Genomic DNA, 23,682 nt, shown 5'->3' with positions numbered 1-23,682 from the left:
CCGTAAAACGCCCGGCATAAAGGCAACACGAACCACGCACCATAAAAAAAGCTCACCGGGAATTCCCGGTGAGCTTTTTTTAACTGGTGCTATAGCAGTCTGCCGACGAACGCGCTCTGCCTCAGGAGACAGCCACAAGGACATCTTTGCCGTCCTGTGACTCGATGCGGTAGTTGAACATCACAATGGTGGTGGTCAAGGGCCGCCCAAAGAGAAAATCAAGGATCTCTGCCTTGACCCTGCCGCTCTCCACCAGGGTCTCCCGGAGGCTCCGGTCGTAGGCGATCATCTCACAAACCTTTTCAGCGGCCTCCTGGTCGCCGGTGTCGTCCACCTTCCGGATCAGCTCGTCCAGCAGGTCATAGCTGCAGCGCTCGTGGTGGTCTGCCACCAGATCCCAGAGCCCCTTGATCCCGCCGATGATGTCTTCGCGGCACAAGGGGGTATCCGAGGCGTAGACCTCCACGATCTCCCGCTCGTCCCAGCACTTGAAGGAGCGACACTCAAAAGGCCTCTGGCTGTAGATGTCGCAGCGGTTCTCAGGGGTCAGGAACAGGCAGCGCAGAGTCTCGGGGTCCACCTTGATCTTGATCTGATCCGTGGCCAGGGGCTCCATCTTCAGGGACTCTTTATTGAACATGCGCTCTCCGGCCCTCAGGGTGTACAGCACGGAAAGGTCGAGTTTTCCTGTCTTGATAAGCCGCTCATCCTGGGACCGCAGCACCGGGCCGCCCCCGGTGCAGCAGGCGCCGCAGTGGTTGCATGATGTCTGGGCAGCGCTGCACCCGCTGCATCCTTCGTTTCCGCCGGTTAAAAACTCCATAAAGCCCTTCCTTATATATAGATCATGTTGAGCCCCATTGCCTCCGGCGGCCCTGCCGGCGGGACCAACTTTTTTTTAAAAAATTCAACAACCAGGTTTCACACAGACACCAGCCTGCCTTCAGGGTTCACGGCGCAATCCGTAAGCACATGTGATGAGCCTGGGGCACGAAGCGTAAAGCATGTGCGATACCGCAGGTCATCAAACATCAAACCAGAAAAAAAGGCAAGGGCCAACTGCGCACCGCGCAAGAGACCCCTGCCTGATTTGTTTACCTTACGTTTTCAAGGTGTTTCACCCTGAAGGATCGCTGTATTACCGCGACCCAAATCCCTGCGGGTTACTCGGCAAGGCGCTTGTAGTGTTCGTAGCGCTTGGCGAACTCCATCTCGATCTGACCGCGGAGCTTCTTGGACTCTTCAGGAAACATCTGCTCCAGGCTGGCAAAACGGTTCTCGCCGGCCAGGAAGTCCTGAATGGTGCCGTCGGGCTCTTTGGATTCAAAGATGAAGGGGTTCTTGCCCTCTTCGGCCAGGGCAGGGTTGTAGCGATACAGGGGCCAGTACCCGGAGGCCACCGCAAGCTTCATCTCTTCCTGGGTCTTGCCCATGCCTTTTTTGATGCCCTGGTTGATACACGGGGCGTAGCAGATCACCACAGAAGGTCCGGGATGGTTCTCCGCCTCGATAAAGGCCTTCATGAGCTGCTGCTTGTTGGCGCCCATGGAGACGGAGGCCACGTAGACATAGCCGTAGCTCATGGCGATGAGGCCAAGGTCCTTCTTGCCGATCTTCTTGCCGGAGGCGGCAAACTTGGCCACGGCACCGGTGGGGGTCGCCTTGGAGGCCTGACCGCCGGTGTTGGAGTAGACCTCGGTATCCATGACCAGGATGTTCACGTCTTCCCCGGAGGCAATGACGTGGTCCAGGCCGCCGAAACCAATGTCATAGGCCCAGCCGTCCCCGCCAAAGATCCAGTGGGACTTCTTGGTGAACAGGTCGTTCATGGCATCGATTTCATCGAGGATGGGGTCTCCCATCTCCGTGAGAAGGCGTGCCTTGATCTCGTCCCCGTACTGCCTTGAGAGCTTGGCGTCGCCCATGTTCTCGGACCAGTTCTTCATGGCGGCCTTCATCTCGTCGGAGATCTCGCAATCCTGGGCCTCGGCCATGAGGTCGGCAAGCTTCTGGCGCCGCTGGTTCGTGGCCAGGGCCATGCCGTAACCAAACTCGGCTGCGTCTTCAAAGAGAGAGTTGCCCCAGGTGGGACCGAACCCGTCTTTGTTGGCGCAATAGGGGAAGGAGGGGGCGGACCCCGCCCAGATAGAGGAACAACCAGTGGCATTGGCGATGGTCATGCGCTCGCCGAAGAGCTGGGTGAGGACCTTCACATAGGGGGTCTCCCCGCAGCCCGCACAGGCACCGGAGAACTCCAGAAGGGGCTGCATGAGCTGGCTGCCCTTGACGGACTCGCGCTTGAGCAGGCCTTCCTTGTACTCCACGGTCTTGGAAAAGGCGAAGTTGTCCGCCTCGGCCTCGGCCTGGGAGGCGATGGGCTTCATCACCAGGGCCGGGGTCTTGGCCGGGCAGATGTCGGCGCAGTTGCCGCAGCCCAGACAATCCATGGCGTTGACCTGGATGCGGAACTTGTACTCCTTGAGCTCCTTGCCGGCGGCGGGCAGTGTGGCAAAGCTTTCCGGCGCATCGGCCAGCTCAGCATCGCTCACCACAATGGGAACGATGGCCGCGTGGGGGCAGACAAAGGAGCACTGGTTACACTGGATACAGTTTTCAGCGATCCACTCAGGCACTTCGATGGCCACGCCGCGTTTCTCGTAGCGCGAGGTACCCACGGGGAAGACACCGTCGGCGGGGAAGGTGGAGACGGGCAGGGAGTCACCCTTCTGGGCATTGACGGGTCGAAGCACATCGGTGATGAACTCCGGTGCCTCTTCGGCTTCGGAGGCGGCATCTTTGGCTTCGGCCCACGCCTCGGGAACGGGAATCTCCACAAGACCTTCCAGGGCCTGGTCCACAGCGGCGATGTTCATGTCCACGATGGCATCGCCCTTCTTCATGTAGGTCTTCTTGATGTCTTTTTTCAGGAGGGCAATGGCCTCCTCAAAGGGCATCACATTGGCCAGCTTGAAGAAGGCGGTCTGCATGATCATGTTGATACGTCCGCCAAGGCCCACGTTGGCGGCGACCTTCACCGCGTCGATGGCGTAGAAACGGATCTTCTTGGCGGCCAGGATACTCTTGAGGGAACCGGGAAGCTCGGCCTCCATTTCCTCGGCCGTCCAGGGGGCGTTGATAAGGAAGGTGCCGCCCTCTTTGATCCCATCCACCACATCGTAGAGGTGGACGTAGTTGGACTTGTGGCAGGCCACGAAATCGGGCTTGTCCACAAGGTAGGTACTCTTGATGGGCTCGTCCCCGAAACGCAGGTGGGACACGGTGATGCCGCCGGACTTCTTGGAGTCGTAGGCAAAGTACCCCTGGGCGTACATGTCGGTGTTGTCGCCGATGATCTTGATGGCGCTCTTGTTGGCACCCACGGTTCCGTCGGAGCCAAGGCCCCAGAACTTGCAGTTGACGGTGCCTTCGATGCCGGCATCGAAGCTCTCGTCCACTTCCAGGGAGCTGTAGGAGACGTCGTCCTTGATGCCGACGGTGAAGTGGTTCCTGGGCCCGGTGACCTTCATGTTGTCGAAGACCGCCTTGGCCATGGCAGGAGTGAACTCCTTGGAGCCCAGGCCGTAGCGACCGGTGAGGATCTGGGGCATCTCCCCCATCTCCATGTACGCGGCGGCAACATCCAGGTAGAGGGGCTCGCCCATGCTTCCGGACTCCTTGGTGCGGTCCAGAACGGTGATGGTGGACGCCGTGGCCGGAATGGCCTGCAGGAGGTGCTCGGCGCTGAAGGGACGATAGAGGCGAACCTTGACGAGGCCTACCCTCTCACCCATGGCGGTCAGCTTGGAGACAGCCTCTTCCAGGGCTTCGCAGCCGGAGCCCATGGCGATGACAACCCGTTCGGCCTCGGGGTGGCCCACGTAGTCGAAGAGACGGTAGGGGCGGCCGGTGAGCTTGGTGACCTTCTCCATGTACTCGGCCACAATGTTGGGCACATCCTCATAATAGAGGTTGGCGGCCTCACGACCCTGGAAGTAGATATCCGGGTTCTGGGCGGTGCCACGAATCTCGGGGTGCTCAGGGTTCATGGCGTTGGCGCGGAACTCTTCCAGGGCGTCCATGTTCACGAGGTCTTTCATATCCTCGTAATCGATCATCTCGATCTTCTGGATCTCGCTGGAGGTTCGGAACCCGTCAAAGAAGTGGACAAAGGGCACCCGGCTCTCGATGGTGGCCAGATGGGCCACAAGGGCCAGGTCCTGGACTTCCTGGACGTTGCCGGAGCAGAGCTGGGCGAAACCGGTCTGCCGAACGGCCATGACGTCCTGGTGATCCCCGAAGATGGACAGGGCATGGGCGGCAACAGCACGGGCCGACACATGGAAGACGCAGGGCAGAAGCTCCCCTGCAATCTTGTACATGTTGGGAATCATGAGCAGGAGGCCCTGGGAGGCGGTGAAGGTGGTGGTCAGCGCCCCGGCTGCCAGGGACCCGTGAACCGCACCGGCCGCACCGGCCTCGGACTGGAGCTGGCGAACCATCACTTCCTGGTCAAAAATGTTTTTCCGGGATGCGGCTGCCCACGCGTCGGCGGTTTCGCCCATGGGCGTTGAAGGCGTAATCGGATACAGTGCCGCCACGTCACTGAAGGCGTAGGCGACATGGACGGCAGCGGTGTTGCCGTCAATGGTCTTCATTGTTTTCCCCATAGTTAACTCCTTTAAATCGTTAGGAAGGATTCGCCACACCCGCAATCCCGGCCGCAGGGGTTCCCCAGTGCCGATGTATCGGCGATTCCTGCGGCGTGGGTCTTTTTTTCGTTGCGGTGGCGCGATGGCGAAATCCGGGCCGGAACTGCGATGGTCCGCAGGTCGGTGCATGGCGTCGGCCATATTCCGAGCATCCCTGCGGACGCGGGTCTCACTATACCGTACCGCCCCACGGGGCGGATATTTCCTCACTTTACGAGGGAGTCGTAAATAAGCATGATTACATGATCCCCATATCAAAGTAAAGCAGAATAATCCTCATTTACCCAATCATCCTACGCAAATATTTCACTTCCGAGCACCGTCCGAAGCGCCGCCTAAATTACATAAAAAAAGGTCGAAACAGCATCCATTACTCTGCTGTTCCGACCTTTGAGTGTTTTCCAGCTTCCTCGAAAAGGAAACTTCTATTTGCTATCTTGACTCATCACCCATGCGAAACTCAAGGCCATCGCCCCCCACATCCACGGCCACACTGTCGCCGTCCCCAAAACGCCCTTTGAGGATCTCCACGGCCAGGGGGTTCTCCACCTCCCGCTGAATGGCGCGCTTCAGGGGCCGGGCTCCGAACACGGGGTCGTACCCGGCGTCCACCAGGTGGGCCACCCCCGCCTCGGACACGGAAAAGCCGATGCCCCGAGCCTTGAGGCGCTCGCTCACCCGCTTGAGCTGAAGTTCCACAATGCGGGACAGGTCTTCCCGGGTCAGGCTGTCGAAGATCACGGTCTCGTCGATGCGGTTGAGGAACTCGGGGCGGAACGACGCCTGCAGCATGGACTCCACCTTGGTCTCCATCTCCGGGCGGTTCTTGCCGCCGTACTCCTGGATCACGTGGCTGCCGATGTTGGAGGTAAGCATGATGAGGGTGTTCCGGAAATCCACGGTGCGTCCCTGGCTGTCCGTCATCCGCCCGTCATCCAAAATCTGGAGCAGGAGGTTGAAGACGTCCGGATGGGCCTTTTCGATCTCGTCGAAAAGCACCACGGCATAGGGCCGCCTTCGGATGGCCTCGGTGAGGTACCCGCCTTCGTCGTAGCCCACATACCCCGGAGGCGCCCCGATGAGCCGCGCCACCGCGTGTTTCTCCATGTACTCACTCATGTCGATGCGCACCAGGGCCCGCTCATCGTCAAAGAGAAACTCGGCAAGGGCCTTGGCCAGCTCGGTCTTGCCCACCCCGGTGGGGCCCATGAAGATGAAGGAGCCCACGGGCCGGTTGGCGTCCTGGAGCCCGGATCGGGCGCGGCGCACCGCGTCGGAAACAGCCGAAATGGCCCGTTTCTGACCCACCACACGCTTGCCCAACCCCTCTTCCATGGCCAAAAGGCGCTCCATCTCCCCTTCCAGCATCTTGGCCACCGGAATGCCGGTCCAGCGGGAGATCACCTCGGCCACGTCCTCGTCGTCCACCTCCTCCTTGAGCATTTTCCGGTCTTTCTGGAGCTCGGAAAGGGTCTCCTTGGCTTCATCCAGGGCTTTCCTGAGTTCATCGCTTCGCCCGTAACGGAGCTCGGCCACTTTGGCCAGGTCCCCTTCGCGCTCGGCCCGTTCCTCTTCTATCCCCAGCTGTTCCTGCTCTTCCTTGAGACCCCGGATCCCATCGATTATCGCCTTTTCGTTGGCCCAGTGGGCCTTCTTGCTGTTGGCCTCTTCCCGGAGCTGTCCCAGCTCCTTTTCAAGGGCCTCCAGCCGGTCCTTGGAACCCCGGTCGCTCTCCTTGGTGAGGGCCTGCTTTTCCACCTCCAGCTGGGTGATGCGCCGCATCATCTCATCAATCTCGGCGGGCATGCTGTCGATCTCAATGCGGAGCCGGGAGGCGCACTCGTCAATGAGGTCGATGGCCTTGTCCGGCAGGAACCGATCGGCGATGTAGCGGTTGGAGAGGGTGGCGGCCGCCACAATGGCCGAATCCTTGATGCGCACCCCGTGGTGAACCTCGTACTTTTCTTTAAGCCCGCGCAGGATGGAGATGGTGTCCTCCACACTGGGCTCTGCGGTAAAAACCGGCTGGAAACGCCGCTCCAGGGCCGCATCCTTTTCGATGTATTTTCGATACTCATCCAGGGTGGTGGCTCCCACACAGCGCAACACACCGCGAGCCAGGGCAGGCTTCAACAGGTTGGAAGCGTCCATGGACCCTTCTGCCGCACCGGCACCCACCACGGTGTGGAGTTCGTCGATGAACAGGACGATCTCGCCGTCGGCATCCTCCACCTCTTTAAGGACAGCCTTCAGCCGCTCTTCAAACTCACCCCGAAACTTGGCGCCCGCCACCAGAGCCCCCATGTCCAGAGCCGCAAGGCGCCTGTTCTTGAGGATCTCGGGCACATCCCCTTCCACGATGCGGCGGGCCAGCCCCTCCACAATGGCGGTCTTGCCCACACCGGGTTCCCCGATAAGCACCGGGTTGTTCTTCCGGCGCCTGGAGAGCACCTGCACCACGCGACGGATCTCTTCGTCCCGACCGATGACCGGGTCCAGCTTGCCGGCGCGGGCCAACGCCGTTAAATCCCGGGAAAACTTCTCCAGGGCCTGGTAGGTCGCTTCCGGGTTGGGGTCGGTGACCCGCTGGCTGCCCCGGATCTCCATGAGCACCGAAAGCAGGGACTCCCGGGTGAGGCCGAACCGGGCAAAAAGCTCCTTCATCCCTTTTTTCCCGCACCCGGCAAGGGCCAGGAGAAGGTGTTCCACGCTGACGTACTCATCTTTCATGGTCTCGGCTTCGTCAAAGGCCTGGCTTAAGACCTGCCTGGACTCCCGGGATAAAGCGGCGTCCCCTGCGGCCCCGCTCACCTGGGGCAGGCGCCCCATGAGCTCGGCCAGCTGACCGGAGAGCCCTTCTAAAGGAACCCCCATTTTTCGGAAAATCGAGAGGACAATCCCCTCCCGGTCCCCCACCATGGCTGCCAGCATGTGCTCGGGTTCAATCTGTGGGTTGCCCTTGCGCGAGGCCATCTCATGGGCCTCCTGAATCATCTCCTGGGACTTCACCGTCAATCGATCAAATCGCATCATCCACTCCTTTTCGTCCTGAAAGACCCTTCCCCCACGGTCGGGCCTTCACAGCGTTTCGCTTTGTCCATCGCAGAAGCTTTAGCGTCCTTATCGATGCGTTCAACGGAAAAATTAACCACCCATCCGGACGTGTCAAGCAGGGGCCAGGACCAGCGTATTAAACCATTCAGATGCCTTCTATGGTTAAAGGGGCCAGGAAAAGCCTGCCTCCGGCGGCCAGGTGGGGGCACCTGGAAACCCTCTGGCGAATGCATGGAGGCAAACATCCCGCAAACGGTTTCGGGGCATTCGCGTGGGGTATGACATGTGGCAACCGTTTTTGCAGGAGAGGCCCATTTCATTCTTCTGGAAACAAATAAGGGCCATGCCAAGAATAAATTACACATGATGGGATCATCCCATAAGTCCTCAGCATGATTTTTTGATCGTTGCTTCGACACATAACGAATTTAAGGTGGGGTATCGTTATGTATTATTATTTTAGGGCATAGCCCTAAAAGGCTGGCGGTATCAGAAATGGGTGGCGAGAAAATCGATGGATTCAAAGCAAGGGGCAGCTTTGAAGATCTCCATGGAGAGGGTGTGGGTGTAGGAGGACATAAAGGGAAGGAGGCGGTGAAAAAGTGAAGGGTCCATGAGGGGAAGGGCGCGGTGGTCTTTTCCGTTGGCAACGCCGTGGAGGTGAACCATGCGGCACAGGGGACCAAGGCGGAGGATGGTCTCTTCAACGGGGAGGCCAAAGTGAATCAGGTGGCCCAGGTCCAGGCAGATCCTGTAGCCCATGGACTCCAGGGTGTCGGCCAGGGGAAGCAGGTCGTAGTCCAGGGTCTCCACGGTGACCCTGGCCGGGTCCATGGCCCCTGCAAGGGCTTCAAGGCTCCTGTGGGCGGCTTCCGACCACGCCTCGGGATCCGTTCCGGAAGGGCGCTCCAGGTGGACGGTATGGGTCACCGGAGCAAGGGGTGCCGTCAACTCGAAAACCCGCTTGTGGGCGTCCAGGGACCGGATCTTTTCGGCACGGTCCACCGAGGCCAGGTTCTCGTCGATGGGCATGTGGATGTTGTAGGAGAGGCCGTAGGCCTGCTGGAGGGAGGCAAGGGCCCGGAAGGTTTTCGCCTCCGGCAGGCAATCGGGCCTGCCTTCGAAAAAGAGAAGCTCCACCCCGTCCACAAAGGGGGCCACGCGGGCCACGTTCTCCTCATACCCCGCAGGGTAAAGCCAGGAGGGCACGGAAAGGGAAAAGGGAAACCGGTTTTTGTAGCTGGTTGTCGGTATGGATTCCATCAGGCATGCACTCCTTTCATACGGCCATGGCACCGTGAGATCTTGCGGCTTCGTTTCACCTCGTACATGGCGCTGTCCGCATACCGGATCAGGTCACTGGCCGTCACCGCGTCGTCGGGGAAGACGGCCACCCCCACGCTGCCAGAGACATAGGCCACGTCCCTCCCTCCGGCGCTGTATGGCTGGGCCAGAATCACGGCCACTTTGCGCACCACCACCTCCACATCGCAGCCGTCGGCGTTGTCCAGGACCACGGCAAACTCATCGCCCCCCACCCGTGCCACGCAGTCGCACTGGCGAAGATTGTCCACCAGGCGCCGGGTGATCTCCCGGAGCACCTCGTCTCCGGCCTCGTGCCCCAGGGTGTCGTTGACCTCTTTGAACCGATCGATGTCGATGTAGAGCAGGGCCACCTGCCCTCCGTAGCGCTTGGCCCTCAGGATATCCGTCTCCAGGCGTTCGTAGAAGCCCTTCCGGTTTTTCAGGCCGGTGAGGGGATCGTGGTAGGCCATGTAGATCAGTTCCTGCTCGTAGCGTTTCCGTGCCTCCACGTCCCGCACAATGGTGCGGTACCCGGTGCGCTCCCCGGTGCTGTCCCGGATGACGGAGACCGACACGCCGATATGGCGCCGGTCCCCACCCTTTCGGATGATGGGGTAATCGAACTCGGCCATCTCTTCATCGCCTTTGAGGATCCTTGCAAACCGGGTCAGTACCTCGTCCCGGCTCTCCTCGGCGATGAACCGGCCCCTGTGCATCCCCAGGATCTCGTCTGCTTCGTACCCGCAGATCTCACACATGGCGGTGTTGACAAAGGTGACACAGCCCTCCCGGTCCACCTCACAATACCCCTCCTTCATGTTCTCCACGATGGTCCGGTACTTCTCCTCACTGGACCTGAGGGCCTCTTCCGCCTGGTGGCGCTGGACGATTTCGTGCTCCAGCTCATAGCTTCGGATCTCGGCCTCGGCCGTCATCTGGTTGGCTGTGAAGATGGCCCGCTCCAGGGCCTTGTTGGAGGATTCGAGCTCTTTTCCCTTATCGGCCAGGGCCCGGTTCTGGCCCTCGGAGTCATGGAGCATCTCTGCAATGGCCCGTCGCATGCGGTTGATGCTCCGGGACAGGGAAACAAACTCGGAGCTTCCTGAAAACCGCACCCCTTCGTCAAGGTTTCCTTCGGCAATCTTCTCCGAGACATCCCGCAGCTCCTCAATGGGGCGAATCAAAAACCAGGAAAACAGAGAGCCACCCACCAGGACAACCCCGAAAAGACACACCGCAGCCACGGCAAACCGGGACCCAAGCTCTTCGGTGCCTCCGGGACGGGTAAAAACCGGGGTAAACACCAACCGGCCCCTGCCGCCATCTTCCTTGGAAGGCAGGGCCATGAGGCGAACGGTACCGCTGGGCAGCGCTGCAGTCCGGCCAACGGCCCGGCCTTGTCGCCTTGCCTCCGCCAGCAGGTCCGCATGGGCCGCCAGCTCGGCCACAGGGACACCCGTGGCATTTCCGAATCGCGCCCACGTCTCCGGGGTTCCCTCCCCCTGGACGAGCCCTCCCATGGAAAGGGCCCCGTCGGCACGCACCGTACCCGACGGAGAGACACCCTCTCCCCAGGCCAGCAGGGCCCCATCAAGGGTTGCTGTGTAAACGGACCGTGTCTGATAATGCACAAAGGCATAAAAGAACAGGGCCATGACCACAAGGACCCCAGAGATCCATATGGTGATGCGGGCTCTCAGCCCCAGGCCCGTTCCTTCTTTTTCTTCCATCGATCACTCCTGCCTCGTCAGGCAAATGGGTCGGCGGCACGGCAGGTCCATTGAATCCGAAGAGTGCCCTGCTCGCCATAAAAAAAGGGTCGGCCACCCGGTGGCCGACCCTCACATGCTTTCCCGTCACTGCACGCGCTGACGGATCAGTAAGTCAGCACCACGCCGCACATGGTTTCATTGATGTAGCGACTCCAGGAATTCCCGGTGTCGAATTCAGCGTCGATATAGGTGTGGGTAAGGGTCAGGTAGGCATTTTCGATGAGGTAGAAGCGCAGGCCCACGGTGAAATCCATGTACCCTTTGGTCTCATCGAAGGTGATGGATTCGGGGGCAAGGGTCATGTCGCCGGTCACCTCGATGGGAATGTTAAAGGGGTTGATGGTGGCCGGCAGCTCGTAGCCGGCGCCGAGGTTGAAGCCCAGGGCGCTGAGGTCGGCCCGCTCGGTCTTTGCCTTGTTCTTCATGGAGCCCAGAACGTACTTGAAGCCCAGGCCGTAACGGAGTCCGGGGGTGAGGTTGTCGCTTTTCACGCTGACAAGGCCACTGCCGATGGTGTAACGGTCTTCGTTGTACATCAGCCCAGCGCCGACCTCAAGGGTCCCCAGGGGGCTGCTCGTCAACATGCTGGCGTTGGTTCCCACGGCACGGTTGTTGGCTGAGATCCCCAGACTGAGCCCCTCGGCAGATGCCGAGGACCCGAAAGACAACAGGGAAGCGGTAATCATAAAAAGGGAGGCAGCGATGATCGATACTCTTTTCATCATGAAGAATTCCTGTACAAGTTGAATATGAATTGGCGACGAAACCCGCCGTTGCCGCCCCGCTGCCGAGGACAGCCTTGCTGACATCCGCATGATGTGGGTGACTCCGGACAGGGATTCGGTCATTTTCAGGCGTCGACTTTTTCCGGACGGCCCTGTAAGTATGATATACTTCCCCGGTAAACCTCTCCACGCCAGGGTCATCTGCAACGGAGTCGGTACGTTGCTTACGGGATGCCTTAAAAATCAACTGGAAAACACACTGCCACACTTACCGGAAAAGATCAACAATACCGGAATGACGAAACGCCAAGCCCCTTCCCCTCCGGGCCCGGCGTTTTTTAAGAAAGGAAACCCATGCTGAAAGTTTACTCCGCCTCCTGGTGCCCCCACTGCATCAAGACAGAGGCGTACCTCAAAGAACAGAATATCCCTTTTGATTCCATCAACATCGAAACCGCGCCAAAGGAGATCGTGGACAAGGTCTCGGAGATCAACGGCGGGGAATGGGTGGTGCCCACCCTGGAGTACAAGGGTGTATGGCGAAGGGGCAAGGTCTTTAACAAAGCCGCCCTTGAGGCGGACCTCAGGGAGATGGGCGTCCAATAAAAAAGCGGCCCCCAAAGGAGGCCGCTTTTGATCATATCATCACACCAACGCTGAGGACCGGACTAAAAGGAGAATCCCACCTCGGCAAAGGGTCCGGCAAAGGTCAGGTCGACGTCAAAGTCGTCCTCATCCACCTCCACCTCTTCGTGGCGGTACCCGGCGGCCACGAAAAACGGCCCCATGGTGTTGTATTTCACGCGGCCGATGGCACTGATGATGCGGGCATAGCTCACGTCCAGGCCCCTGACTTCCGCCTCCAGGGCAAAGCCCCCGATGAGGTTGAGCTGGCCTGCCACAAACAGCATGGGAACGGGCACGGTGACGCTTTCGGTGCGAGTGGTGAGATTACCTGACACGAGCCCGGTCATCTCGGCCTCCATGTCAAGGATCCGTACGTTGAGGCCCACGTCCAGGCCCACACGGCCCAGGGTGGCCAGCCCCACAAAGGGGACCCCGTAGAACAGGCCGATGTCATACTGCTCAAGGGTCAGCTTGGTTTCGGAGTTGGCGGAAAAGGTGTCGTCCCCGAATTTGAACTCCTCGGAGAGATTCCCCTCGAACTCCATGGGGGTGGTCATGAGGTAGACATTGGGAATCACCAGGGGAAGTTCCACCCGAAGGCGGGCCGCGGGGAACACCTCGTCGTCAAAGCCCAGAATGGATTCCACATCCCCACTGGTTCCGCCGTTGTACTGGAAGTCACCGGACGGAGTCGGCATGAACCCTCCCACAGCCCCTTCCACACTTACCAGCCCGAGGAGCGCAAAGGAGCGCCCGGGCACCATCACAGCTGCCACTGCAAGCAGAATGAATAACCATCGTTTCATACGTATTGTTTCCTCCATCATTTTGGGCCGATCATTATGGCGGGACATCCCCGTTGTCCCCTATATCGTCCGGGAACATCAATCCTTGAGGCATTTCGTTTATAAAACAGTGAGATGCCATCGTAAAATCAGGTCAAAATAGCCGAATACCGCTTAAATAACAAGCTTTCATCTTCTTTGCGCGGCCCATGAAAAAAAGCGCGTCTCCGGAAAGAGAACGCGTGAACCCCTTGACCGCAAAGGATGAATCAGATATTTTAGGCCGTTGACCTCACTCTGACAGGCTCATTAGCAATGATCAACAACACGAAATGAAAATGAAACGGATCCCCCCTGCACCCTGAAAAGGCACGCAAATGGGATGATTGACTGTTTTATCACCGAGCCGACCCAAGGGCGGAAGACCTAAATAGACGACATGCGCAGAGCAATCGCGCATGCACGGGGCCTCACTCCACGGATCTATGGGGATAGTCTTTTCGTGGAACACTTGATGGCACGCCTTGAACAACGCCATTTCGGTATCCGGTCGCGTCACCCGGACACCCGAAACACGTTGCCCCGAACCACCTGTCGGAGAATCATGAGCATGCGGCTGAACCGCACCTTTGGCTGACCGCATCCGCCCGCTTAACGAAAAAACCAGCACGGCCGGAGTCTTCCCGAAGCTGTCTTCGGTACCTTCCCGAAGCTGTATCCGCACAGCCCCGCAGGGCAACCGTTAAAAGGAGGAATACCATGTCTGAAGTGGTAAAAATGATCATCGAGGGAAAGACCTACGAATTCCCCGTGATTGAGGGATCTGAAGGGGAAAAAGCCTTCGACATTACCAAACTGCGCCAGCAAACCGGGTACATCACCATGGACCCCGGGTTCGGCAACACGGGCAGCTGTACGTCCGCCATCACCTTCATGGACGGCGAAAAGGGCATTCTGCGCTATCGCGGCATCCCGGTGGAACAGCTTGCCGAGCACTCCAGCTTCGTCGAGACCGCCTACCTTCTCATCAACGGAAGACTCCCCAACAAACAGGAGCTCACCCGCACCAGCGTTCAGCTTAACGATGACTCGCTCATCCACGAAGACATGCAGATCTTCTATCAGAACTTCCCCAGGCGGGCTCACCCCATGGGGATTCTCTCGGCCATGATCAACGCCCTGAGAAGCTTCTACCCCGAACTCGAAGACACGGACCCGGAAGGCATCAACCGCACCTTCCTGCGGCTCCTCTCCAAGATCCGCACCATGGCGGCCATGAGTTACAGGATCTCCCGGGGCCACAAGGTGGTCTACCCCCGGGCGGACTACTCCTACTGCGCCAACTTTCTCAACATGATGTTTCACTCGCCGGTGCGGCCCTACGAGCTCGACCCGGACATCGTGGAAGCATTGAACGTCTTCTGGATCCTCCACGCCGACCACGAGCAGAACTGCTCCACGGCGGCTGTCCGCGTGGTGGGCAGCGGGCGCGTCAACCTCTACGCAGCCATCTCCGCAGGCATCGCCGCCCTCTGGGGGCCCCTCCACGGCGGAGCCAACCAGGCGGTCATCGAGATGCTCACCAACATCCACAAGAGCGGTGCGGACATCGAGGATGTGGTCAGGCGGGCCAAGGACAAGGACGACCCCTTCCGCCTCATGGGCTTCGGCCACAGGGTCTACAAGACCTACGACCCCCGGGCCAGGATCATGAAAAAGATGTGTGACACGGTCCTGCCCAAGCTCAAGGTGGAGGATCCCCTGCTGGACATCGCCAGAAGGCTCGAAGAGGTGGCTCTCACCGACCCCTACTTCATCGACAAGAACCTCTACCCCAACGTGGACTTTTACAGCGGCATTGTCTTACGGGCCATGGGTATTCCTACGGAGATGTTCACCGTGATGTTTGCCATCGGCCGACTGCCCGGCTGGATCTCCCAGTGGAAGGAAGGGGCCGACGACCCCAACTGGAAGATCAGCAGGCCCCGCCAGGTGTACACCGGCAACATTGCCACCGACTACGTCCCCATCAACAAGCGATAACCTAACGAAAAAAACGCCCCCGGCCCTGTGGGCCAGGGGCGTTTTTGCGTCCCTTCCCCGCAAGCCCCAATCCGGTATTGACCCGACCCGGGGCAATCCGATATACAACCGCTTTGATTTTTTATGATGTTCACAAGCCTCTTCCACGGCCGTCGGGCCAGAGTGTGGAGGGCGGCTTTCTTGTGCGTCCTGTCCCCGAGGCGACATGTTTCCTTAGAAGCCTGTGCTACATACAGGGCAATGGATGCACGTATACGGCGTTACGCCACATGCATCACAGACAGACCCAAAACCCAAGGAACCGCCCGTGTTTTTCAAGAATTACAGTGACACCACCCACTTTGAGCTCATGGTCCGCCTCATCCGGGCCTTTGATTCCCAGGACTTTTCAGACACCGTCAACCGCATCCCCGTTGAGATGCGCCCCCGGGACGGAGACCACTCCCGGTGCTGTGTCTACAGGGACCGAGCCATTCTGAAGTACCGGCTCATGGCCCTTCTGGGCTTCGGCATCGAAGAGGAAGAAGACGAGATGGTGCCCCTCTCCCGATACGCGGAGTTAAGCCTCTCCCGAAAGTCCGCCCCCAACCCCGTGCTGACGGTCATCGACGAGGCCTGCAACGGCTGCGTGCGTACCCGCTACGAGGCCACCAACGCCTGCCGTGGGTGCCTCACCCATGCCTGCGTGGATGTCTGCCCCAAGGGTGCCGTAAAACTCGTCAACGGCAAGTCCATCATCGACCCGGACCGATGCGTCCAGTGCGGCAAGTGCATGGATGTCTGCCCCTACCACGCCATCGTACGCATCCCCATCCCCTGCGAGGAGTCCTGCCCCACCGGGGCCATCTCCAAGATGAGCAACAGCAAGGAGACCATCGACTACGACAAGTGCATCTTCTGCGGAAAATGCCTGGCCGCCTGCCCCTTCAACGCCATCCTGGAGCGTTCCCAGCTGGTGGACGTCATCCGCGAGATGGCCGAAGGGAAACGCGTCACCGCCCTGGTGGCCCCGGCCATCGTTGGGGAGACCCCTTCCACCATGGGACAGCTCGTGGGCGCCCTGAAGGCCGCCGGTTTCTCCCATGTCTTTGAGGTGGCCTCAGGAGCCGACAAGACCGCTGCCTTTGAGGCCGACGAGTTTGTGGAACGCATGGAAGAGGGCGCGCCCTTCATGACCTCCTCCTGCTGCCCCGCCTACACCGAGTGCGTGGAAAAACACCTGCCCGAACTCAAGCCCTTTGTCTCGGACACCCGAACCCCCATGCACTACACGGCCCAGACCGCCAAGGAAGAGGCCCCCGACGACGTCACCGTCTTCATCGGCCCCTGCGTGGCCAAACGCAAAGAGGCCTCGGACGATCCCTTTGTGGACCACGTCCTCACCTTCCGGGAACTAAGAGCCCTGCTGGCCGCGCGCAACATCGAGATCCTCCAGTGCGTGGATACCGACTTTGACCTGGCAGGCCTGGCCGAGGGCCGCGGCTTTCCCGTCTCCGGCGGCGTCACCGAGGGCATCAAGGCCTATATCGGGGAACGCGCTGCCATAGAGCCTGTGGCCGTCAACGGCCTGGACAAGCGGTCGGTGAAAAAACTGAAATCCTATGCAAAGAAATGCCCGGGCAATTTTGTGGAGATCATGGGATGTGAAGGTGGCTGCATCGCCGGTCCCTCTGGTGTGGAGCCCGGCAAAAAGGCGGGAAGAAAACTCCAGGCATTTTTGAAAGAGAGCCCCAGGGGGATCAAGGGCTAAAAAACGTGCCTCCGACGGCCCAGCCGGGGGCCAAACTTTTGAAAAGTTAGACAAACAGGTTTCACGAATCATGTAAACCGGCCTCGTCTTCCGGCCCTGGGTGCCGGAAGACGAGGCAACTGGAACGTTTTTGCGGAGCTTTTTTCAAAAAGCGACCCGCCGGAGGCATGATTTAAAAAGAAAAGAGAGGCAAGGCGCCCCTGGCGATGAACCAGATCAGGGGCAGGAAGATGGCAGGGAGCATGTTGCCCACACGGATCTTGGTGACGTTAAGCATGTTGAGGCCGATGGTGAGGATGAGAAGGCCGCCCACGGAGGTCATCTGGGCCACCACCTCAGGGGTGAGAAACTGCTTCATGACCGTGGCGGTGAGGGTAATGCTTCCCTGGTAGATGAACACGGCCACGGCGGAGAAGATCACGCCGATGCCCATGGTGGTGGTGAAGATCACGGAGATGATGCCGTCTAAAATGGCCTTGGCGTAGAGGGTCTGATGGTTGCCGGTGAGCCCGCTCTCAAGGGCTCCCACAATGGCCATGGAGCCCACACAGAAGACCAGGCTGGCCGTGACAAATCCTTTGGCAAGGGACCCTTCGCCGCCGGGGACCTTTGTCTCCAGCCACTCCCCGAGCCTTTGGAGACGGCCTTCGATATCCATCCACTCGCCCATGAGGGCGCCAATGACCAGCGAGAGAATCACCACGAGAAGGGCCTCGGAGGCAAAGGCGGCCTTAAGCCCCACAAGAACCACGGCCAGGGCCACGGCGTGGATCACCGTCTCCTTGTATTTTTCGGCGATGCCGCCTTTGAACACCAGGCCTGTAAGGCTCCCTGCCACAATGGCGCATGCGTTGACAATCGTACCGAGCATGGGCTCTCCCCTTTCCTTCTGCATATCTATAACTTAAAAACCATGTTTCATATCACAGATAAAAGGGACCAAAAAGGCACAATTGCCGGGAACGTCAACAGTTACCGGGGAAGGTGCCTGGCGCGAAGCCGCTTGGGGAGCTTGCCGTGGTAGCGGGACGAAAGAAACGCCGCGGTATCGGCAAGGAAGGTCTCTGCCCCCCGGGCCGCTTCACGGTCGGCATCGGAGGACCCGGCCTCCGTGCGCAGGGTCTCTGCGTTGCTGCGCCTTTCGTCGATGTAGCTGTAGAGTTCGATCAGATGGGTATGGCTCATTACACGGCCTCCCCGTAATCACGGAACGCCATGTTGTATCTCTCCGTGACGTGGGCCGTCATGGCCGCCACTTCATTGAGCATGCCCCTGTAGAAGGCCCGCGTCAGCGCGTCGTCCGCCCCTTCCAGGCCTTTTATGGCTTCCTTTTTTTTCTCGGCGAGAAATCTGTGAATCTCTACGAGGTAAGCATCCGGCATCTTTTTCCTCCTGTTGCCCGGGGGCCGGCCCATGGAAACCGGGACCCCATAAAAACATTGACACGTCTGCGGGAACTCCATTAACTTGACTTTGTTGATATGAATCGTCACATCCAAGGATCCCCATGAAACTCTCCACGAAAAGTCGTTACGGTGCCCGCATCCTCGTTGAGCTTGCCCGGCACCATGCCACGCAAGTTCCCCTTCAGGTCAGCGAAATCGCACGCCGTCAGGACATTCCCATGAAATACCTGGAGCAGTTGATTCGCCTGTTGCGGCTGGCCGGTATTGTGCGGAGCGTGCGAGGGCCCAAGGGCGGCCATGTGCTCAACGTCCCCCCGGAGGAGATCAGCCTGGGCCGCGTGGTGCGCCTCTTTGAAGGGCAGGACGAGCTTGTGGAGTGCATCAGCTCGCCGGAGACCTGCATCAAGGCCCCCAGCTGCAGGTTCCGCCAGGCATGGAAAGAGGCCACCGAGGCTCTGTACGCCAACCTCGATCAGGTCACCATCTCCGACCTCATGGATCCCCACAGTTAAAAAAGGGCGGCCCAAAATGGACCGCCCTGTTCTTATCCCGCCGATGAGAAAGCTTACTCGCTTTCGTCTTCGCTATCCTTGAGTTTCCCCAGGGCCTTGGTGAGTTCCACCACCACCCCGAGACCCTCTTTCATCTCGTCGCTGAAGCTTGCCACGGCAAGACCGGCCGGCCCCACCTTGGGAGCGTTGTCCAGGTCCACCAGGCCGGGCAGGGCTGCGGCGCGCCTCAAGAATTCTACAGCCTTCGGATCGGAGAGGGTCCTGGCAAGGCCAATGAAGGCCACGATGCCGTCGATGATCTCTTCGGACTCCTCCGGGCCGTAGTTGGCGGCGATCTTCTCCCTAAAATCCACCATCCAGATCTTCAGAACCCGGAACACACCCCGCTGATCCAGGGTATCCAGATACGTGACGAGCTTGGGCACCGTGGATTTCATCAGCGGCGCCATGTCCTTCATGAAGTCCAGGAGGCTCTCGAACTGGCGCAGGGCATAGGAAAAGTTGCGCGTGTTGCGCGCCACCATGGTGAGCAGCTCCAACACATCGTCGAGTTGAACGCTGGTTTCCACCTCCTGAAGGCCCCGGGTCACCAGGTCGGCGGCCTGACGCCCCAGGGGAGCCAGGTCCGCCATGAGCTCGGTGCGGGCCTTGTGGCCCTGGATGATGGGGGCCAGCTGCTCTTCCAGGCGATCGAGCTTTTCAAGTTTCTGTAGTATCAGTTCCTCGTTGGTCATGTGGCCCCTCCTACTTGGCGAATGCGGGCCAGAACTTGCCTGCCATGGACATCTGGGGCTCCAGGGGCAACTCTTTACCGGTGAGAAGCAGGTTCCAGTACACCCACTTGAACATCATCTTGCCCCAGTAGTTCATGTGGGACTCCCCCACAAGGTCGAAGGGTCCCAGGGCCGGGAAGGGGTACTTGCCGGGAAGAGGCTCGGTCTTGTAGTTGAAGTCAAAGAGAAAGGCCTTGTCGTAACCCGAGACGATAAAGCAGGTGGAGTGGCCGTCAAAGGAGGCCTTGGGCTCCAGCCCCTCAATCTCCCGCAGGATGTTCTCTGTGACCAGCTCCGCCTGGTAATGGGCCACGGACCCCGCCTTGGAGGTGGGCACGTTGGAGACATCCCCCACGGCATAGATGTTGTCGTACTTCACGGACTTGAGGGTGTGGTGATCGGTCATGAGGTACCCCATGCCGTCTCCCAGGCCGGACTCGTCGATAAAATCCGCCCCCAGATTGGGCATGGTGGAGACCATGAGGTCGTAATCGGCCGTCTCACCCGAGGGAGAGATCAGGCGCTTGCCTGCCGTGTCCACCTCGGCCAGGTCGAAGTTGGGCTTGACCAGGATGTTCTTCTCCTCGGCGGTCTTGGAGAGCACCTTGGTGGCAATGGGCTTAGTGAAGATGCCGGTGTTGGGGGTGACCAGCTCGATCTGCACGTCGTCGCGTACCCCGTTTTCCCTGAAGTACCAGTCCGCAAGGAAAACAAACTCCATGGGGACCACCGGGCACTTGTGGGGCATCTCCGCGATGTTGAACACCAGCTTGCCCTTTTCAAAGCGCTTCAGGCGCTTGGCAAGGGCCAGGGCCCCTGAGAGGCTGAAGATGGTGTGCTCGTTGCCTTCCGGGTCGGCCTTCCACTCTTCCAGGCCTTCCACTTCATCCGGTGCGATATCGCACCCGGTGGCAACGATGAGGATATCATAAGGGAGCTTTCCGTTGGCTTTGGTTTCCGCGTAGTTCTGGTCCGGATTGATCCCCACAACCTCATCCAGAAGGAACTCCACCCCTTTGGGAATAAAGTCTCGCTTCGGTTTCACGCAATCGTCACGGGTGTAGATGCCAAAGGGAATAAACAGCCAACCGGGCTGGTAGTGGTGCTCTTCATCGTTGTCGACAATGGTGATGCGCCATTCGTCGACGCTGAGCTGTTTTCTCAGATGGGCGGCGGCCATGGTTCCACCGGCTCCGGAACCAAGAATGACAATCTTTTTCATAGCTTCCTCTGCGTTATGGTTTCGCACGCCGCTGCGACTCGGCTGTGCCACCTCTCTCCCGCTAAGTATACTTGGTTGATATACATTAACATAATATAGAACCAATGCATATGGATTGAGCTTTTACCGCCAGAGCTTCTGATTGTCAATATTTTTTAGGGATTTATACAGTAACTCCACAAAAAAAAGCCGCCGAAAAACAACGTGCCTCAGCGACTCCAAGGGGCCTTCATGCCTTGCAAAATGCCCCACGTATTTTCCATTAAGTGGCCCTTCGGGCCTTGCCACCCCCCGCCGTCCGCCTTGACGAACCGCCCCCCTTCCAGTAAGGTTAGGACATCTTCACGGGGATGGAGTTCCCCAGCATCCGGCGACCTTGCACCGGAACAAACTGCCCTTGGGCTGATGACTCCTGCCGACGGTACCTTTGTGTCTGTCCGGGGGCATCCAGCCACCAGACAGACCCGCCGACTGCGGGTTTTTTTATGCGTAAAAATCCCGGCAGACCCTGCCGGGCATCACTGGGAGATTCCACACCATGATCCTCTATCAGAAACTTCTCTGCATTGCTGCGGCCGGATCCCTGGGCACCCTGTCCAGATACGGGCTGGCAGGCCTGGTTCAACGCCTCGCCGGAGGCGGGTTTCCCTGGGGAACGGCAACCGTCAACATCATCGGATGTTTCCTCTTCGGACTGATCTGGACACTGGGGGCCGACCGTATGGTCATCGGTGCCGAAACCCGTACCATTATCCTCACCGGATTCATGGGGGCTTTCACTACCTTTTCCACCTTTATTTCGGAGACCGGCCAGCTGGCCGTGGGAGCCCAATGGTGGGTGGCCATGGGAAACATCGTCTTTCAGGTGGGAGCAGGCCTCGCCCTGTTTGCCGCAGGTGCCGCCCTGGCCCGCCTGATCTGATCAACCGAAACCGTCACTTCAGGAGGTACCATGCCCATTCAAGAGGAAGCACAGCGTCTGAGAGTTTACATCGGAGACCAGGCCCGCCACATGGGGTCGCCCCTGTACCAGTGGATTGTCGAAGAGGCCAGGCGGAAAAAAATGGCAGGCGCCACGGTCTTTCGCGGCCATATGGGCTTCGGGGCGAGCAGCTGCATCCACACGGACAAAATCCTGCGTCTCTCCGAGGACCTGCCCGTGGTGGTGGAGATTGTGGATCGCCCCCATCGCATTGAGGATTTTCTTAGGGATCTGGAGTCCGTTCTGGTCAAAGGGATGATTACCCGGGAGACCATTGAGGTCATCGCCTACCGGGACGGTACGCAGTCATAGGGAAAAAAGGGGCAGATCAGGCCTCGGTCTGTCCCTCGGTGGCAAGGAAGGGCTCCCCTTTTCTTAAGGAGAGGTCCAGATCCGCTTCCCGGATGAGAATCTCCGAGGTCACGCCCTGGGACGGGAAGAGGCTCACCCCTACCCGCGCGTCAATGGAGACATCCCCTCTGCCCGCAAGGGTGTAGGGTCTCACCAGGCTTTCCGTCAATTCATCTGCTTTTGCATTGGCCTGCTCACGCGTTCGAACCGTCTCAACCACCACCACGAATTCATCGCCCGCCATGCGGCATACCAGCGCCTCGTCCGAAGCCACCTCCTTAAGCCGCTCCGCCGCATCCCTCATAACCCGATCTCCCGCCTTGTGGCCGTAAGCTTCGTTGATGGGCTTGAAGCGGTCCAGGTCGATATAGAAAAGGGCAAAGGGTTCATCCTTGTACAGATTGACGGTGATCAGCTGCTTGATGTAGGCCTCGAAATACCGGATATTGGGCAACCCGGTAATGGGGTCGTGATGGGCCAGGTAACGGATCCTGGAAAGGGAGGAGAGAAGGGCGTACAACATGGCCGTGATGACCAGGGAGAGCCCAAGCCCGGAGGCACGGAGGAATCCCTCGGCTTTGTAGACAACGGCGCCCCGGTAAGGCGCCGCCGCCAGGAGCCATGTCCCCACCGGAAGAGAAATGGGAAGCTGGACCGCGTCACTGCGTTCAAACAGGTCCGGGTCCCCGTAAAACACCTTTCCCTGGGCGCCCATGCCGTCTTTTCCCCTCAGGGCATACACCAGGGAACCGGCATCCATGAGTCCGCTGGCCGCATAAAGGGAGTCCACATCCATCACCATGCTGGAGATTCCCCAATACGAGTTGTCCCCGTCGGTAAGATAAATGGGGCTCCTGCTGATGATGGCCCGCCCCCCCTGCACCAGTTCCACGGGACCTGCCACCACGGTCCGCCGGGTGTCAATGGCCCGCTCCACCATGGGCCACTGGGCCTCGCTCTCCCTGTAACGAAAGCCCAAAGCTGCTTCGTTCCCCTCCAGGGGGTAGATGTGGGTGATGACGTTGTCCCTGGCCAGGCCGATATTGCGGATATGGGGGGTCCTTCGGATCAGGCGACGGGCAATGACCTCAAAGGTCTCGGGCTGCACCTCCGGGTTGGTGGCCACGTAGATCACCAGCCCGAGGTTCAGGTTCAGGGTGGTGTTGATCTCAGACTCCAGAAGGGTTCGAACCCGGCCGGCCTCCTTGATCAAGGCCTCCCGTTCCCGGGCCTGCCAGCGATCCTTTCCAAGGTAAACCAGGCACTCGCTGCCCCCTGCAAGAAGCAAAAAACACAGCAAAGAGACCCCTGCAATGAACACGCGGCTGTCTGTGAATCGTTTCACAACACCTCCCCCTCACGGATGACCCCACCCTGCGTATTCCGGTGGACGATTCAATGATTTCGTTACACGATACGACATATCGCGACGAAAAAACGGATTGATCGTTTAATCATATCGTGTCGGCAGGTTCATGACAAGGACAGGGGCGGCCGCAGCCCCCGGGTTGTGACGAACGCTATCCAGCGGCAGAGATGCCAAGTCTCCCATGCCCAACCGTCTGTCAACACGGAACGGTAGCGGGCCATGGCAGAAGGGCCATTGGGCAACATCCTGGATGGTGGGTCCTTAGAAAGGGATAAGGGGGGGACAGAGACGTGATCA

The 23,682-nt window shown here is 59.3% G+C and carries 19 protein-coding genes and 1 riboswitch; of the genes, 6 read left to right on the top strand and 13 right to left on the bottom strand.

Annotated features, from left to right (window positions below; translation table 11 throughout):
- Nucleotides 1-121 precede the first annotated feature (121 nt).
- The 6 genes from ACOYW0_RS16730 to ACOYW0_RS16705 form a co-directional block, all read right to left on the bottom strand.
- Nucleotides 122-823, bottom strand: a complete 702-nt coding sequence (locus ACOYW0_RS16730; protein ID WP_482414965.1) for a YkgJ family cysteine cluster protein — start codon at nucleotides 821-823, stop codon at nucleotides 122-124.
- Between the two features lie 340 nt (nucleotides 824-1,163).
- The gene (gene nifJ, locus ACOYW0_RS16725) at nucleotides 1,164-4,667 is read right to left on the bottom strand and encodes a pyruvate:ferredoxin (flavodoxin) oxidoreductase (protein WP_482414964.1); all 3,504 of its coding nucleotides are present in this window, start codon (nucleotides 4,665-4,667) and stop codon (nucleotides 1,164-1,166) included.
- Between the two features lie 474 nt (nucleotides 4,668-5,141).
- Nucleotides 5,142-7,739 (bottom strand): ATP-dependent chaperone ClpB, encoded by a 2,598-nt coding sequence (gene clpB / locus ACOYW0_RS16720; RefSeq protein ID WP_482418841.1) that lies wholly within the window; start codon nucleotides 7,737-7,739, stop codon nucleotides 5,142-5,144.
- A 513-nt stretch (nucleotides 7,740-8,252) separates the two neighbouring features.
- Nucleotides 8,253-9,026 carry a cobamide remodeling phosphodiesterase CbiR gene (gene cbiR, locus ACOYW0_RS16715; protein ID WP_482414963.1) on the bottom strand — a complete coding sequence of 258 codons (774 nt, stop codon included), beginning with the start codon at nucleotides 9,024-9,026 and terminating at the stop codon, nucleotides 8,253-8,255.
- Nucleotides 9,026-10,798: a diguanylate cyclase gene (locus ACOYW0_RS16710; RefSeq protein ID WP_482414962.1), complete on the bottom strand. Its 1,773-nt coding sequence runs from the start codon at nucleotides 10,796-10,798 to the stop codon at nucleotides 9,026-9,028. The genes cbiR and ACOYW0_RS16710 overlap by 1 nt, the downstream gene beginning before the upstream one ends.
- 146 nt (nucleotides 10,799-10,944) lie before the next feature.
- Nucleotides 10,945-11,565 (bottom strand): hypothetical protein, encoded by a 621-nt coding sequence (locus tag ACOYW0_RS16705; RefSeq protein ID WP_180136923.1) that lies wholly within the window; start codon nucleotides 11,563-11,565, stop codon nucleotides 10,945-10,947.
- 354 nt (nucleotides 11,566-11,919) lie between these two features.
- On the opposite strand from ACOYW0_RS16705, the gene ACOYW0_RS16700 reads away from it, so the two are divergent.
- Entirely contained in the window at nucleotides 11,920-12,171 is a 252-nt protein-coding gene (locus ACOYW0_RS16700; protein ID WP_180136924.1) for a glutaredoxin family protein, read from the top strand.
- Between the two features lie 62 nt (nucleotides 12,172-12,233).
- Here ACOYW0_RS16700 and ACOYW0_RS16695 read toward each other — a convergent pair whose 3' ends face one another.
- Complete coding sequence (locus ACOYW0_RS16695) at nucleotides 12,234-12,998, bottom strand: TIGR04219 family outer membrane beta-barrel protein (RefSeq protein WP_482414961.1); 765 nt, start codon at nucleotides 12,996-12,998, stop codon at nucleotides 12,234-12,236.
- A gap of 738 nt (nucleotides 12,999-13,736) precedes the next feature.
- Here ACOYW0_RS16695 and ACOYW0_RS16690 point away from each other — a divergent pair.
- The gene (locus ACOYW0_RS16690) at nucleotides 13,737-15,020 is read left to right on the top strand and encodes a citrate synthase (RefSeq protein WP_180136926.1); all 1,284 of its coding nucleotides are present in this window, start codon (nucleotides 13,737-13,739) and stop codon (nucleotides 15,018-15,020) included.
- 307 nt (nucleotides 15,021-15,327) lie between these two features.
- Complete coding sequence (locus ACOYW0_RS16685) at nucleotides 15,328-16,770, top strand: monomeric [FeFe] hydrogenase (protein ID WP_482414960.1); 1,443 nt, start codon at nucleotides 15,328-15,330, stop codon at nucleotides 16,768-16,770.
- Between the two features lie 172 nt (nucleotides 16,771-16,942).
- On the opposite strand, the gene ACOYW0_RS16680 is transcribed toward ACOYW0_RS16685, so the two are convergent.
- The 3 genes from ACOYW0_RS16680 to ACOYW0_RS16670 all read right to left on the bottom strand — a co-directional run bounded on the left by ACOYW0_RS16680 (nucleotide 16,943) and on the right by ACOYW0_RS16670 (nucleotide 18,152).
- Complete coding sequence (locus ACOYW0_RS16680; RefSeq protein ID WP_482414959.1) at nucleotides 16,943-17,641, bottom strand: DUF554 domain-containing protein; 699 nt, start codon at nucleotides 17,639-17,641, stop codon at nucleotides 16,943-16,945.
- Between the two features lie 101 nt (nucleotides 17,642-17,742).
- On the bottom strand, nucleotides 17,743-17,955 hold the full coding sequence (locus tag ACOYW0_RS16675) for a hypothetical protein (protein WP_482414958.1): 213 nt from the start codon (nucleotides 17,953-17,955) through the stop codon (nucleotides 17,743-17,745).
- Nucleotides 17,955-18,152, bottom strand: coding sequence for a hypothetical protein (locus ACOYW0_RS16670; RefSeq protein ID WP_180136930.1), 198 nt, complete (start codon nucleotides 18,150-18,152; stop codon nucleotides 17,955-17,957). The genes ACOYW0_RS16675 and ACOYW0_RS16670 overlap by 1 nt, the downstream gene beginning before the upstream one ends.
- Before the next feature lie 125 nt (nucleotides 18,153-18,277).
- Here ACOYW0_RS16670 and ACOYW0_RS16665 point away from each other — a divergent pair, with 125 nt between their 5' ends.
- Nucleotides 18,278-18,688 carry an RrF2 family transcriptional regulator gene (locus ACOYW0_RS16665; RefSeq protein ID WP_482414957.1) on the top strand — a complete coding sequence of 137 codons (411 nt, stop codon included), beginning with the start codon at nucleotides 18,278-18,280 and terminating at the stop codon, nucleotides 18,686-18,688.
- Between the two features lie 53 nt (nucleotides 18,689-18,741).
- Here ACOYW0_RS16665 and ACOYW0_RS16660 read toward each other — a convergent pair whose 3' ends face one another.
- Nucleotides 18,742-19,422: a DUF1641 domain-containing protein gene (locus ACOYW0_RS16660; protein WP_482414956.1), complete on the bottom strand. Its 681-nt coding sequence runs from the start codon at nucleotides 19,420-19,422 to the stop codon at nucleotides 18,742-18,744.
- A gap of 10 nt (nucleotides 19,423-19,432) precedes the next feature.
- Entirely contained in the window at nucleotides 19,433-20,683 is a 1,251-nt protein-coding gene (gene sqr, locus ACOYW0_RS16655) for a type III sulfide quinone reductase, selenoprotein subtype (RefSeq protein WP_482414955.1), read from the bottom strand.
- Between the two features lie 337 nt (nucleotides 20,684-21,020).
- A riboswitch (Fluoride riboswitch) is annotated at nucleotides 21,021-21,105 on the top strand.
- Between the two features lie 116 nt (nucleotides 21,106-21,221).
- Here sqr and ACOYW0_RS16650 point away from each other — a divergent pair.
- Both ACOYW0_RS16650 and ACOYW0_RS16645 read left to right on the top strand, forming a co-directional pair.
- Complete coding sequence (locus tag ACOYW0_RS16650) at nucleotides 21,222-21,605, top strand: fluoride efflux transporter FluC (RefSeq protein WP_482414954.1); 384 nt, start codon at nucleotides 21,222-21,224, stop codon at nucleotides 21,603-21,605.
- 30 nt (nucleotides 21,606-21,635) lie between these two features.
- A complete protein-coding gene (locus ACOYW0_RS16645; RefSeq protein WP_482414953.1) occupies nucleotides 21,636-21,977 on the top strand; it encodes a DUF190 domain-containing protein in 342 nt (113 codons plus the stop codon).
- A 16-nt stretch (nucleotides 21,978-21,993) separates the two neighbouring features.
- Here the strand turns inward: ACOYW0_RS16645 and ACOYW0_RS16640 are convergent, their stop codons facing one another.
- Nucleotides 21,994-23,361 carry a diguanylate cyclase domain-containing protein gene (locus tag ACOYW0_RS16640; RefSeq protein WP_482414952.1) on the bottom strand — a complete coding sequence of 456 codons (1,368 nt, stop codon included), beginning with the start codon at nucleotides 23,359-23,361 and terminating at the stop codon, nucleotides 21,994-21,996.
- Nucleotides 23,362-23,682 lie beyond the last annotated feature (321 nt).

The organism is Desulfoluna sp. HI9BLuna, from assembly GCF_056829775.1.
Note: the sequence above shows the minus strand (reverse complement) of the source record. Positions and strands in the feature narration are given on the sequence as shown.

What these genes read in the sequence shown, in the direction of transcription:
- ACOYW0_RS16675 (WP_482414958.1), bottom strand. Translation starts at nt 17,955, where the DNA reads ATGAGCCATACCCATCTGATCGAACTCTACAGCTACATCGACGAAAGG.
- ACOYW0_RS16645 (WP_482414953.1), top strand. Translation starts at nt 21,636, where the DNA reads ATGCCCATTCAAGAGGAAGCACAGCGTCTGAGAGTTTACATCGGAGAC.
- clpB (WP_482418841.1), bottom strand. Translation starts at nt 7,739, where the DNA reads ATGCGATTTGATCGATTGACGGTGAAGTCCCAGGAGATGATTCAGGAG.
- cbiR (WP_482414963.1), bottom strand. Translation starts at nt 9,026, where the DNA reads ATGGAATCCATACCGACAACCAGCTACAAAAACCGGTTTCCCTTTTCC.
- ACOYW0_RS16705 (WP_180136923.1), bottom strand. Translation starts at nt 11,565, where the DNA reads ATGATGAAAAGAGTATCGATCATCGCTGCCTCCCTTTTTATGATTACC.
- ACOYW0_RS16690 (WP_180136926.1), top strand. Translation starts at nt 13,737, where the DNA reads ATGTCTGAAGTGGTAAAAATGATCATCGAGGGAAAGACCTACGAATTC.
- ACOYW0_RS16665 (WP_482414957.1), top strand. Translation starts at nt 18,278, where the DNA reads ATGAAACTCTCCACGAAAAGTCGTTACGGTGCCCGCATCCTCGTTGAG.
- ACOYW0_RS16695 (WP_482414961.1), bottom strand. Translation starts at nt 12,998, where the DNA reads ATGAAACGATGGTTATTCATTCTGCTTGCAGTGGCAGCTGTGATGGTG.
- ACOYW0_RS16710 (WP_482414962.1), bottom strand. Translation starts at nt 10,798, where the DNA reads ATGGAAGAAAAAGAAGGAACGGGCCTGGGGCTGAGAGCCCGCATCACC.
- ACOYW0_RS16670 (WP_180136930.1), bottom strand. Translation starts at nt 18,152, where the DNA reads ATGCCGGATGCTTACCTCGTAGAGATTCACAGATTTCTCGCCGAGAAA.
- ACOYW0_RS16700 (WP_180136924.1), top strand. Translation starts at nt 11,920, where the DNA reads ATGCTGAAAGTTTACTCCGCCTCCTGGTGCCCCCACTGCATCAAGACA.
- ACOYW0_RS16660 (WP_482414956.1), bottom strand. Translation starts at nt 19,422, where the DNA reads ATGACCAACGAGGAACTGATACTACAGAAACTTGAAAAGCTCGATCGC.
- ACOYW0_RS16730 (WP_482414965.1), bottom strand. Translation starts at nt 823, where the DNA reads ATGGAGTTTTTAACCGGCGGAAACGAAGGATGCAGCGGGTGCAGCGCT.
- ACOYW0_RS16650 (WP_482414954.1), top strand. Translation starts at nt 21,222, where the DNA reads ATGATCCTCTATCAGAAACTTCTCTGCATTGCTGCGGCCGGATCCCTG.
- nifJ (WP_482414964.1), bottom strand. Translation starts at nt 4,667, where the DNA reads ATGGGGAAAACAATGAAGACCATTGACGGCAACACCGCTGCCGTCCAT.
- sqr (WP_482414955.1), bottom strand. Translation starts at nt 20,683, where the DNA reads ATGAAAAAGATTGTCATTCTTGGTTCCGGAGCCGGTGGAACCATGGCC.
- ACOYW0_RS16680 (WP_482414959.1), bottom strand. Translation starts at nt 17,641, where the DNA reads ATGCTCGGTACGATTGTCAACGCATGCGCCATTGTGGCAGGGAGCCTT.